This window comes from Streptomyces sp. Act143 (genome assembly GCF_003143935.1).
Lineage (GTDB): Bacteria > Actinomycetota > Actinomycetes > Streptomycetales > Streptomycetaceae > Streptomyces.
In genome coordinates this window covers 6,081,728-6,093,566 of the sequence record NZ_QFRX01000001.1, presented here as the reverse complement: position 1 = coordinate 6,093,566, position 11,839 = coordinate 6,081,728, and the positions used below count along the sequence as shown (strand labels likewise).

The 11,839-nt window shown below is 70.4% G+C and carries 11 protein-coding genes; 5 read left to right on the top strand and 6 right to left on the bottom strand.

Annotation, left to right across the window (positions count from 1 at the left end):
* Positions 1 to 4: 4 nt before the first annotated feature.
* Together DI272_RS27835 and DI272_RS27830 are read left to right on the top strand one after the other, a co-directional pair.
* On the top strand, positions 5 to 1,711 hold the full coding sequence (locus DI272_RS27835) for a DUF4062 domain-containing protein (protein WP_181387330.1): 1,707 nt from the start codon (positions 5 to 7) through the stop codon (positions 1,709 to 1,711).
* Between the two features lie 5 nt (positions 1,712 to 1,716).
* On the top strand, positions 1,717 to 4,554 hold the full coding sequence (locus DI272_RS27830) for a KGGVGR-motif variant AAA ATPase (protein WP_109497961.1): 2,838 nt from the start codon (positions 1,717 to 1,719) through the stop codon (positions 4,552 to 4,554).
* Here DI272_RS27830 and DI272_RS27825 read toward each other — a convergent pair.
* The 3 genes from DI272_RS27825 to DI272_RS27815 form a co-directional block, all read right to left on the bottom strand.
* Positions 4,532 to 5,392, bottom strand: coding sequence for a hypothetical protein (locus tag DI272_RS27825; RefSeq protein ID WP_258314696.1), 861 nt, complete (start codon positions 5,390 to 5,392; stop codon positions 4,532 to 4,534). The two genes, DI272_RS27830 and DI272_RS27825, sit on opposite strands and share 23 nt — an antisense overlap.
* Positions 5,393 to 5,682: 290 nt before the next feature.
* Positions 5,683 to 5,871 carry a DUF397 domain-containing protein gene (locus DI272_RS27820; RefSeq protein ID WP_109497959.1) on the bottom strand — a complete coding sequence of 63 codons (189 nt, stop codon included), beginning with the start codon at positions 5,869 to 5,871 and terminating at the stop codon, positions 5,683 to 5,685.
* Positions 5,868 to 6,665, bottom strand: coding sequence for a helix-turn-helix transcriptional regulator (locus DI272_RS27815; RefSeq protein ID WP_109497958.1), 798 nt, complete (start codon positions 6,663 to 6,665; stop codon positions 5,868 to 5,870). Before DI272_RS27815 ends, DI272_RS27820 begins: the two co-directional genes overlap by 4 nt.
* A gap of 106 nt (positions 6,666 to 6,771) precedes the next feature.
* Between DI272_RS27815 and DI272_RS27810 the strand changes: the two genes are divergently transcribed.
* Complete coding sequence (locus DI272_RS27810) at positions 6,772 to 7,302, top strand: ATP-binding protein (RefSeq protein ID WP_309221672.1); 531 nt, start codon at positions 6,772 to 6,774, stop codon at positions 7,300 to 7,302.
* On the opposite strand, the gene DI272_RS27805 is transcribed toward DI272_RS27810, so the two are convergent.
* Both DI272_RS27805 and DI272_RS27800 read right to left on the bottom strand, forming a co-directional pair.
* The gene (locus tag DI272_RS27805; RefSeq protein WP_109497956.1) at positions 7,193 to 7,894 is read right to left on the bottom strand and encodes a response regulator transcription factor; all 702 of its coding nucleotides are present in this window, start codon (positions 7,892 to 7,894) and stop codon (positions 7,193 to 7,195) included. The two genes, DI272_RS27810 and DI272_RS27805, sit on opposite strands and share 110 nt — an antisense overlap.
* Positions 7,891 to 9,222: an ATP-binding protein gene (locus DI272_RS27800; RefSeq protein WP_109497955.1), complete on the bottom strand. Its 1,332-nt coding sequence runs from the start codon at positions 9,220 to 9,222 to the stop codon at positions 7,891 to 7,893. The genes DI272_RS27805 and DI272_RS27800 overlap by 4 nt, the downstream gene beginning before the upstream one ends.
* A gap of 154 nt (positions 9,223 to 9,376) precedes the next feature.
* Between DI272_RS27800 and DI272_RS27795 the strand changes: the two genes are divergently transcribed.
* Both DI272_RS27795 and DI272_RS27790 read left to right on the top strand, forming a co-directional pair.
* Positions 9,377 to 10,855, top strand: coding sequence for a PspC domain-containing protein (locus DI272_RS27795; RefSeq protein ID WP_109497954.1), 1,479 nt, complete (start codon positions 9,377 to 9,379; stop codon positions 10,853 to 10,855).
* The gene (locus DI272_RS27790) at positions 10,842 to 11,090 is read left to right on the top strand and encodes a hypothetical protein (RefSeq protein ID WP_109497953.1); all 249 of its coding nucleotides are present in this window, start codon (positions 10,842 to 10,844) and stop codon (positions 11,088 to 11,090) included. Before DI272_RS27795 ends, DI272_RS27790 begins: the two co-directional genes overlap by 14 nt.
* Before the next feature lie 109 nt (positions 11,091 to 11,199).
* Here DI272_RS27790 and DI272_RS27785 read toward each other — a convergent pair whose 3' ends face one another.
* A complete protein-coding gene (locus tag DI272_RS27785) occupies positions 11,200 to 11,733 on the bottom strand; it encodes a TQO small subunit DoxD (RefSeq protein WP_109497952.1) in 534 nt (177 codons plus the stop codon).
* Positions 11,734 to 11,839 lie beyond the last annotated feature (106 nt).

Here is an 11,839-nt window from a genome sequence, read left to right as displayed (position 1 = left end):
CAGGGTGAGGGTGTATCTGTCGTCGACCGTGTCCGACCTGGAGAAGTACCGGGCGGCGGTACTGGCCAGGCTGCGCAGGCTTCCGCTGGACGTCATCGCCATGGAGGACTACGCGGCCTTCGACGAACGGCCGTTAGAGAAGTGCCTGACCGACGTGGAGAGTTGTGACGTCTATGTCGGCCTCTTCGCCTTTCGCTACGGGTACGTCCCCGACGTCGGTCCGCAGAACCCGGACGGCCGGTCGATCACCGAGCTGGAGTACCGCAGAGCCGGTGAGGCGGGCCGCAGGCGGCTGATCTTCCTGGTCGAGGACGGGGCCTCGTGGCCGATGGGCCACGTCGACGCGCTGACCGCCCCCGGCACGCCGGAGGCCACCGGCATCAAGCGCCTGCGCGACGAGCTGAAGAAGGTGCACGGCATCGGCTGGTTCACCAACCCCGGCGACCTCGCCGCGGACGTGGTGTCGGCGGTGGCCGCCGACCTGCATCTGCCGCCGGGGGCCATGGCCCCGCCCCGGCCCGTGGCGGAGCCGCCGCATCCCCGGAAGCTGGTCCACGACCTCCATCTGCTGCACGCGCCCAAGGACCGCGAAGCGGCGACCCGGTTGGCCGCGGCGGTAGGAGCGATGTGGAACGTCACCACGTCCTCCACCGACCTCCTCACCACCACCCCCCAGGAGATGCTCGCCCTGGACCGTGCCGTGACCTCGGCCCGCACGGTCGGCCTCCTGCTGTCCGCGCCGCTGACGACCATGCTCGGCGAGAACCCCGACCGCACCCGCCGCATCCTGGACCTGGCCCGCGCCCGCACCGGACACCCCCTGCTCGGCATCGTCGCACCGCACGCGGACACCGAAGTCGCCGTCTCCGACGCCGCGCGCTGGGGCATCACCGAGACACTCGTCGAGTCCGCGACCCGCACCCTGCCGAACCGGCTGCACGCGGCCCTCCTGCAAACCGTCGGCCTGCAACGTCCCGACCACGAGATAGGTCTGCCCGTCGTCGTGGTGGCCATGACCGGCACGGAGGCGGACGACCTGCTCGGCACGGCGTCCGGGCAGGTGAGGGACATCGTCGACGGGTTCGGCCTGCCCCCGGAGTCGATCCGCGCCCGGTACGGCACGACACGGGCGGACTGGACGCCGTTCGGCACCGAGAGCCGGACCATCACCCAGGTCCTGGAGACCGCGGTGTCCGGGGTCAACCACCCCGATCTGCTGCTGCGCGGCAGAAAGATCAGACTCCAGCCGTACCTCTTCGACGACCTGCTCTCCTACGACCTCGCCCACTCCCTGGTCTTCCAGGACGTGTCCCGCAACGGCTGCCTGGTGGTGGCCGACGAACTCTCCCTGCTCCACCCGGACCTGGCGGAGGCCTTCCGCGCATCGCCGTTGTACGAGGGCCCTCAGGTCTCCCTCATCACCCTCTCTCCCGGCGACCCGGCCGCCGGCACCCCGCACGAGCTCATCCGGCAGGTGCTGGCCGAACGACTCCACCACCCCCACCACCGCTTCGGCGACGCGCTCGACCCGCTGTGCGAGATGAACGTCGCCAGCAGACGCCACCTCGACCGCTGGCTGCGCGCCAGCCTCCCCCAGACCCTCGACGCCTACCGCAACGCCCGGCCCAGCGCCGACAAGGCCCGACGGCTGGAAGAGGAACTCGGCACCCGTCCCAGCGGAGCCATGGCCCGCCTCGTCACGGAAGGCTGAGCGGCGTGATCGTCACGTTCTACTCCTATAAGGGCGGCGTCGGCCGCTCCATGGCCCTGGCCAACATCGCCGACCAGCTGGCGCGCAGCGGCATGCGGGTGCTGATGGTCGACTTCGACCTGGAGGCGCCGGGCCTGGAGCACTTCTTCCCGATCGACCACGGACGAGTCCGTGGCCGCGAGGGCCTGCTGGACCTGCTCCTGGCCTTCAAGTACGCCATGTCCGTGGCCTCTTCGGCTGCGGACGAGGGCGCGGAGGACGCCTACCGCGACCTGGACCGCTACATCTCCACGGTCTACCCGCCCCGCTCGGACGGCGGCCGTCTCGACCTGCTCCCGGCGGGCCTGCGCCTGACGGACGACCAGATGACCCGCTACGGCGCCGAGCTGCGCCGCTTCGACTGGCAGGACTTCTACTACGTCTGGTCGGGCGAGCTGTTCTTCGAGTGGTTCCGCAGGGCGTGCGCGGAGCGGTACGACATCGTCCTGGTGGACAGCCGTACGGGGGTCACCGAGCTGGGCGGGGTGTGCGCGTACCAACTGGCCGATGTCATCGTCGCGTTGTGCGCGGCCAACCTTCAGAACGTCGAGGGCACGGAGTGGATGGTCCGGCACTTCCTGTCACCGCAGGTGCGGGCGGTACGAGGTGACCGCCCCCTGGAGGCGCTGGTGGTGCCGGCACGCATCGACCAGCAGGACGCGGAGCTCCTGGCGGACTTCGCCCACCGGTTCCGCCGGAGCTTCGACACGTTCACGCCGGAGGCGCTGAGGGCGTCGGGGCTGGGTTTCTGGGAGTTGCAGGTGCCGTACGTGCCTGCCTACGCCTTCGACGAGCAGGTGATCACCGATCCGGGGAGGGCCCAGGAGCGGCGGTCATTGGCCCGGGCCTACGACAGTCTGCGCAACGCCATCGCCCTGCTGGCACCGAGCGGCAACCGGCTGGCGCGGCTGCGGTCGGAGGCGGTGCTGGAGGGAAGCGGTCGGCAGGCAGTGGAGCCGGTCGTGACGCAGTACGACCCCACGTCCCGGTTCGCTCAGGCGGACGTCTATCTGTCGTACAGCGGTGGCGACAGGGAGGTGGCGGGCCGGATCCGTGACCTGTTGGAGGCTCGCGATGTCCGCGTCGCGGAGCCGGATGCACCCGCGGGGACGCGCCTGCCCACGTCGGCCCAGGTCTCGGCACGGCTCGCCCTGTTCCTAGTCGGCGAACTGGGACAACTCAGTCCCTGGCAGCAGCGCGAACTCGCGGCCGTCGTCAACGCCGGTGGTCTCGCGCAGGTGCTTCCGGTCATGCTCCCGGGCACAGGTCAACCCCCTTACGAACTGCGGGAGTTGCAGTTTCTCGACTACCGGGCGGGGCTGGAGCCGGACGGGCTGGTGGAGGCCGTACGAGCGAGTCTGCGAACACGGATGCCGACCGAGCCTGAGCCCGCCCTCGTGGAGCGCAGCCCGTACCTCGGACTTCAGCCGTTCTCCGAGGCCGACGCGGCGGTGTTCTTCGGGCGCGGTGAGCTTGTCGACCGAGTGCTGGACTCTCTGCGCACGGAGGGGAGGTGCACGATCGTCGGCGGCGCGGCCAGCGGCAAGACGAGCCTTGTGAACGCGGGGGTGATTCCCGCGTTGCGCAGGGGTGTGCTGCCGGGGAGCGAACTCTGGCGGATCGTCAGAGTCAACCATTCCGGCGGGATCGAGCAGTTGCAGGCGCTTCGCCAGATTGCGCGTAAAGGCACCGTCGTCGTGCTCGACCAGTTCGAGGAACTGTTCACCCTTGCCAGTGCCGACCAACGCGACGTGATCTACGGCCTGTTGGTGGAGTTGGCCAAGGATCCTGACGTGTCGGCGAGGCTGATCACGGTCCTGCGCGCCGACTTCGTCGCACAGGCCAGGAGCCACGCTCCGGCGCTCATGAAGCACACCGTGGCCGTGCCGCCGATGTCCGAACGAGAGATGCGCGAGGCGGTCGAAAAACCGGCCCTGGCCGCCGGGCTCCATCTGGAACCGGGCCTCACCGAACGCCTGCTCCAGGACATGGGGGACGAGCCCGGCGCCCTGCCGCTCCTGCAATTCACGCTGCGCGAGATGTGGAAGCGGCGGGAGGACGGCTACCTCACCCACCGGTCCTACCAAGAGACCGGGGGCATCCAGGGCAGCCTGGCGCACACGGCGGAGGAAGTGTTCGCCTCCTTCTCCGAAGACGACAGAAGTCGGGCTCGCGATCTGCTCCTGCACCTCGTGACGGTCGACGCCGACGGTCGGTACTGGAGGCAGGCTCTCCCTGTCGCCTACCTCTCGCTCATGGAGACCGAGGGGGTGTGCGAACGGATGGTCCAGGAGCGGCTCCTCGTCATCTCGGCCGAAGCCGGGAACGAGCCGCAGGTCCTGCTCGCTCACCATGCGCTGATCAGCGCATGGCCCAGATTCCAGGCCTGGGTCGACCAGGCCGGGGCCGAGCTTTCGCTGCGCCAGCAACTGAAGGTCGCCGCGCGGGACTGGGTCCGGTCGGGACGTCGCCGGGAAGGGCTGCTCAGCGAACCGCCCTCGCTGCTCTACCGGACCCCAGGACGGACGACCGCAGGGTTCACCCCGCTTGAGATGGAGTACGTATTGGCGTCGACGGCCGACGCAAGAAGGACGCGCGTGACAAAGTTCATGGCCACCACGCTGCTGGGCGTCGCCTTGATGGCATTGCTCACCAGCGTCCTCCTCCTGTCCACCGGCGCCCCCACACTGTGGCCGTTGATCCTGTTGTCCCTGAGCGCCCTTTCCTCTCTACCAGCCACCCTGATCACGATTGTCCGGCGCGGAAGCGGACGCCGTTCCCTCATGGCGACGGTCGAGCCGTAGCGGGCGTACGGATCGCTGTCCGCACCTGTGCGGCCCAGGCCCGCACGGTGGCGGATCGCGCCTGCGCCTGCTCGTCCGCTCCGCCGCCGTCCCCGCCTCGGCAGGCCCGGCAAAGCCCTCCGGACAGCGCCTCCGGACGGCCGGGTACGCGGCAGTCGGTGCACTCCATCAGCGTGCGGGGTGCTGGCGCGGGCGCAGGGGCGGAACGCTCGGGCGGCATTCTGTCGACCAGCCGCCGCCGCAGGAAGGCGCGGGGCGCGTGCACCGGGTCCGGGAGCCCGGCGACAAGAACCTGCGTCAGCTGCTCCGGCGACGCGCCTCGGGCGAGCCATGCGTCGGCCAGCTCTTCGAGGGCGGCGCAGTCGGCGGCGGACAGGGCGAGGCGCGGTTCGCGGAGACCGAGGCGGGCGAGGGTGTCGTAGGCCTGGGAGGCCCGGGACGGTGACGGTACGTCGTCCACGACCGGCCTGGTCTCGCCCTCGGGCGTCACGTCACCTTCGAGGCCCCTGGCCCACCATTCGTCGTCACGTGCGGTACGCGACCAGTACGTGAGGAACACCCATCGCGTACCGGTCTCCCCCTCACCCGGCGGTACGCGACGCCGTACGCGCCGCAGATGCCCGGCTCGGCCGAGTTCGTTGAGCGCCGTGCGCACGGCCTGCTGCCCGTAGAGGGGCTGCGCCTTGGCGAGGGTCTTGGCGTCCATCGCCGCGTTCTCGGGCAGCCGGTCGATGAGGCCGGCGAGGTACGCCTCGCGGGGCGGGAGGTGGGCGAAGTCGCCGCGCCGGGAGCGCTGCTGGTCCGGCGCGGAACGCTTGCCGTAGCCGGGCTTGGCCATGGGATGGGCTGCGGGCGCGGGCGGAGCAGCGTTAAAGTCTTCAGAAGCCACGAGATCGCTCTCTTCGATCTTGAGGGTGAGACCCCGGCGGGTGTTGGTAGCACCCGACCGGGGTTGTTTGTTGTCGCGAACGCTAGAGGTTCGCGACTGCGCGTCGCAAGCCGATCACGAAAAGTCATCTCGGCTGGTGCGCGCGCGAGTTGGACGCGGGGAGGGTGGGAGGGCGGGTGGATTCTTTCCGCCCATTCCTTGAAAGAGAAGCTCGGATCTCGACGCCCGAAGCTCGAGGCTCAGGCCTCGCGGGAAGCGTAGGCGACGAAGGCGGCCCAGGCGTCGGAGGGGACTTCGAAGCGGGGGCCTTGGGGGCCGAGCTTCGAGTCCCGGACGTGGGTGGTGTGGGGGTGGAGGGCTACTTCGAGGCAGGCGCCGCCCTGGGAGTCGCTGTAGCTGGACTTGAACCACGTCAGTTCAGTCTTCATAGCTCCTGTGCCACCTTCCTGATGAACGCAGCCGACTCCTCAACTCCGAGAGCCTGCATGCGGATCATGCCATGGGCTTGCGCGAGGTCACCGACCTTGTGCGCGTCAGCATGGAGCGCACTGGTCTCCGGACTCTCGACATAGGCGAAGTGCTCACGATCAGCCGTCTCCAGCAGGATGAACGACCCATTGAGTGCGAGGCCCCCGCACTTGCCGAAGGGCAGCACCTGGATGGACACGTTCCGACGCGTGCCGACCTCTGGCAGATGGAGCAGTTGCTCACGCATGACCTCCGGTCCGCCAACTCCCGTACGCAGCGCGGCCTCATAGATGACGAAGCCGTACACCGTGCCAGTCCGCCGCTTCAACGACTCCTGCCTGGCCAACCGCGCCCGAACCCGCTCCTCCACCGTCTCGTCGTCCAACGGCGGGCAGCTCTCGCCGATCAGCGCCGTCGCGTACCCCCGAGTCTGCAACAACCCCGGAATGAGCCCCAGCGAGTAGTCGTGCACGGCGATCGCCTCGGCCTCCAGCTCCATGTACTCCTGCGACCGCGCCGGAAACGGCTCCGGCTTCAGAAACTCATGCCCCGCCAGCAGCTTCCCCCGCGCTCCGCACATCTGGTCCGCGACCTGCAACAACCGCAGCGTCGGCCGTCGCCGCCCGCACTCCATCGACTTCACGTACTCGTAGTCGTACCCGGCCTCCTCGGCGAGCGCCTGGCGGGCGACCCCCGCCTCCTCGCGCCACAACTTGACCTGCCCGCCGCAGTACCGCCAGTTCGGCTGAGTCATCGTTCGCGCCCACCCGCCTCCACCGACACGCCGTGTACACGCACCCTCTGTACACACTCCGCCACTCCCCGAGGCTACGCGTCAACCACCAGCCTGATCACGGCAAATGACGGACAACCACCCGCAAGGAAGAGAACCGCGCATGCCCGAGGAAGCCGTCGTGTGGCAACTGCCCCGCCACCCCCGCAGCGTGGGCCGGTCCCGCGCTCTTCTCCGTGCGCAGGCCGCCGACTGGAAGCTCCCGGACGAGGTCACCGACACCGCCGTGCTGCTGCTCAGCGAGTTGATGACCAACGCCTACCGGCACGCCCGCGTCTCCCCCGGCCGGGAGATCAGGGTCCGGTGCGTGCTGGGCGACGACCGGCGTCTTCGCGTCTCGGTGACGGACGCGGACGAGAGCATGCCGACGTTCCGGAACCCTTCCCCGGACGACGAGTCGGGGCGGGGCCTGATCCTGGTGACGCTGCTCGCCGAGACGTGGGGCACCGAACCGCGAACCGACGGTGTCGGCAAGACGGTCTGGTTCGTCACACCAGCCGACGTGCCGTCGCCCACCGCGTCAGCTCATGGCGGTTCGACAGCTGCAACTTGCGCAGGACCGCCGACACATGGGACTCCACCGTCTTCACGGAGATGAACAACTGCTTGGCGATCTCCTTGTACGCGTAGCCGCGCGCGATCAGCCGCAGCACCTCGCGCTCGCGCTGCGTGAGGCGGTCCAGGTCCTCGTCCACCGGCGGCGCGTCCGTCGACGCGAAGGCGTCCAGCACGAAACCGGCGAGCCTCGGCGAGAACACCGCGTCGCCGTCCTGCACGCGGAAGATGGAGTCGACGAGGTCGGTGCCGGTGATCGTCTTGGTGACGTAGCCCCTCGCTCCGCCCCGGATCACGCCGATCACGTCCTCCGCCGCGTCCGACACGGACAGCGCCAGGAACCGCACCGGCTGCTCCGCGTCCGCCATCAACGGGGCGCAGCGGCGCAGGACTTCGACTCCGCCGCCGCCAGGGAGGTGCACGTCGAGGAGAACCACCTCGGGACGGGTGGCCGTGATGACCGTGACCGCCTGGTCGACGTCGGCGGCCTCGCCGACCACTTCCACCCCGGTCTGCTCGGTCTGGCCGATCTCCGCCTGCACCCCCGTACGGAACATGCGGTGGTCGTCGACGAGGACCACTCGCACCCGGCGCTCACTCGTCGTCGTGTCGTTCGCCTCGGTCGGGTCGCTCATGACGTCTTCTCCGCCCTCTCCATCTCCAGCTCGACCTCCGTGCCGCCGCCCGGCACCGCGCGCAGGCGGGCCGTGCCGCCGTGGCGCTCCATGCGGCCGATGATCGATTCTCTGACACCCATGCGGTCGGCGGGTATCGAATCGAGGTCGAAGCCGGGGCCACGGTCCCGGACCGACACGAACACCGTCTTTCCCTCGACCTCGGCGTAGACCTGCACCGCGCCGCCCTCGCCACCGTACTTGGCCGCGTTCACCATCGCCTCGCGCGCGGCCTGCATCTGTGCGCCGATGCGTTCGTCGAGGGGGCAGTCGCCGACGATGACGACCTCCAGGGGGACGCCGTGCTTGTCCTCGATCTCGGCCGCGTTGCGCCGCACCGCCTCGGCGAGGGTGTCGGGTTCGTCGGCCTCGTCCTTGCCCGTGCCCTCGGGTTTGTAGAGCCAGGTGCGCAGGTCGCGCTCCTGGGCGCGGGCGAGGCGGCGCACCTCGTTCGCGTTCTCCGCGTTGCGCTGGATCAGGGTCAGGGTGTGCAGCACGGAGTCGTGGACGTGGGCGGCGACCTCGGCGCGCTCCTGGGCGCGGATGCGCATCAGGCGCTCCTCGGAGAGGTCCTGGGTCATGCGCACGAGGTAGGGGCCGGCGAGGAGTGTGATGCCGACCAGGACCGCGAGGGCCGCCTGGAGGACCGAGCCGAGGTGGGCGGCCGAGCCCTGCATGACGAAGATCCCGGACACACCGGCCGTGACCAGCAGGACGCCGCCCGCGGCGCGCAGCAGGCTGAGCGTGCGCCTGCGGCGGCCGACCTCGGCCCAGCGGGCCCGGCGGGCGTTGTCGGCCTGGCGCCACACCAGGGCCACACCGGCGCCGACGAGGACGGCGGGCCAGAGATAGGCCTTCGCGCCGGTGCCCAGGTTCACATTGCCCACAAAAACCATGGCCACCACGACCATGAGCAGCAGGGCGACGATCTGGCCGCGGTCCGGTCTGCGGGCGACGAGCCGGCGGCGGCCGTCGGGTGAGGTCTCGGTGGTGACGAAGGACGGCGGCTTCTGACCGCTCACGCCCCCGACTCCCAGCGGCACGAAGAACCAGAACGCGGCGTACAGCAGGGCGCCGAGGCCGTCCGCCATGAAAAGGCCGACGAAGACGAGGCGCACCCAGATCACGGGCAGCCCGAGATGCCCGGCGAGCCCCCGCGCCACACCCCCCAGCCAGCGTCCGTCACTGCTGCGGTAGAGCTTGCGCGGCGGCCGCGGTTCGACGAGTGGCGCTGCTGCGGCTGCTTCCGGCATGCCATCGATGTTCACACGGCGGAACGGCCGGAGCATCAGGGTCGGCCCCCTAGACTCCCCTGATCTTCGAAGGGCACGGAAACGGCCGCGGGCCGGAACGTCTCCCCGGCCCCGGGTCAGGGGCGATATCAGGGTCCGGCCAGGGTCGTTCCGACTCCCGTCGCGGCAGCTCGCCCGTCACCATGGACACATGACAGATCACCAGCACGCCGCGGACCCGGCGCCCGACGAGGGCGCCTCGTCCGCCGCGCCCTCCGCGACCGCCGCCGGTGAGGAACCGCGCGCACAGGCGGGTGCGGGCGCGCGGAAGGAGCAGGACCGACCGGGTGCGGCTGGGCGGCGACCGGGCGAGACCGACGGGACGGATCTCCCCGGCGATGACGCAACGGCCGCGCCGCCGCCGAAGTTCCGCCGCGACCGGCGGTACAAGACGCTCGCGGGCGTGTGCGCCGGCCTCGGGCGGCAGTACGACATGGACCCGGTGATCTTCCGGATCACCCTCGCCGTGCTCTCCGCGACCGGCGGCCTCGGCCTCATCTTCTACGGCTTCGCCTGGCTCTTCGTGCCCTACGAGGACGACGAGGAGAACGAGGTCCGCAAGCTGCTGACCGGCCGCGTCGACGGCCAGGCCCTGGCGGCCGTGCTGTTCGCGCTGGTCGGCTGCGGCGTGTTCCTGACGATGCTGAACAACGGGACGGTGCTGACCTTCGCCGTCGTCGTCTCCCTGCTCCTCGCGGGCGCCGGGTACTGGTCGCGGCAGCGCGGCACCCCCGACACCGATCCGCTCGCCGCCCAGGCCGCCGCGGACGCCCCGCCGGAGGCCCAGGCCCCGCCGGTCAGCGCCTCCTACCCCTCCTGGTGGCGCGAGCCCATCGTCAAGGACGGCACGCACGAGGGCGGCACCGGCTACCTCTGGGGCCCCGGCGACTCCCGCACCCGCGACCTCGCGGACGCCATCGACATCGGCCTCGCTCCCGGCTACGGCCACCTGGGCACCGACCTGCGCACCGCTCGGCCGCAGCAGCCCCGGCAGCGCGGCCCGCGCTGGATCGGCGGCTGGGTCTTCCTGCTCGCCCTCCTCGCGGGCGGCCTCGGCACCGGCCTGACGTGGGACGAGCACCCTCTCGGCACCAGCCTCCAGACCGGTCTGGCCAGTGCGCTGATCGTCTTCGGCCTGGGCATCGCGGTCAGCTCCTTCCTCGGGCGTACGGGCGCGGGCTCGATCTTCCTGGCGGTGCTCACGGCGGGACTGCTCGCGGGCTCGGCCGCCGTGCCCAAGGACATCGGCACCCAGTGGGTGCGCGAGACCTGGCGGCCCGCCGCGGTGGCGGACCTCCGCCCGAAATACGACCTCGGCACCGGCATCGGCACGCTGGATCTGACGGCGCTTGATCTGACCAGGACGCAGACGGTGACGGCCAGGGCCGAGGTGGGGGTCGGCAAGCTGAAGGTGATCGTGCCGAAGGGCGCGACCGTGAAGGTCAGCATCGACGTGGGCGTGGGCGACATCCAACTGCCCGGCGACGACGAGAAGGACGTGGACGTGGAACCGGGTAAGTACAAGGAGGCGACGCTGGCCCCGGCCAAGGGCGTCAAGCCCTCCGGCACCCTCGACCTCGACCTCCAGGTCGGCGTCGGACAGGCGGAGGTGAGCCGTGCTGCGTCATGAGTTCCGGCCCGGAAAGCTGGTCGCCGGCTTCTTCCTGACCCTGGCGGGCATCATCTACGCCGGTGACGCGGGCGGCGCCTGGGAGACCCCGTGGTTCGCGATCATCCCCGTGGTCACGGGCGGGCTGTGCCTGGCGGGCGCGGTGGGACTCCTGACCCGGTCGGTGAGACGCCGCCGCAAGGCGGTCGGCGGCGCCAGGACCCCGGAGACGCCTCCGTCCGGGATACCTGGCTGAGCACACCCCCCAACACCTGACCGAGCACCCGCCGATCCACCGCCGAGCGCTCCCCGGTTCCGCAGTCTGACGCCCGCCGGTCCCGTCAGTGCACGCCGGTCCGGTCCCGTCAGTGGGAGTACACGCCCACAGGTTCTCGGCGCCGGACCCGGATCAACGCGTCCAACGACAGGTAGGGCGCCCCGGCCAGCACCAGCGGCAGCCAGGCCATCAAGTAGGCAAGATCGTTGCCGTAGTAATAAGGCGTCGACGCCCAGCTCATCGTCAGCCACAGGCTGAGGGAGATCAGCGCTCCGCCGAGGGCGGCGAGGCGGGCGAGGAGGCCGAGGAGGGTGCCGAGGCCGACGGCCAGCTCACCGAAGGCGATGGCGTAGCCGAAGCCGACGGGGTTGTTCAGGGCCATGTCGACCATCGCGGGGATCGCCGCCGACTGCTTGATGCCGCGCATCTGGTCACCGATCGAGCCGGAGCCCGAGTCCTTCATGAAGGCGCTGTCGGTGAGTTTGTCCAGGCCGGCGTAGATGAAGGTGACGCCCAGGAAGACGCGGAGCGGGAGCAGGGCGTAGTGGGTGGCGGTGTCGCGCAGGCTCCGGCCACCGTCGACGTGGGAAGTGTGCGTGTCCGTACGAAAACCGTGAGTCATCGCTCCTAGCCGCCTCTCACCAGCGTGCCGTGACCCCTTACCTGACCATACGAGCGAGAGGGAGGTACCGCTCAATGCCCGGATCACCGGTTTCCGCCCCGTCGGC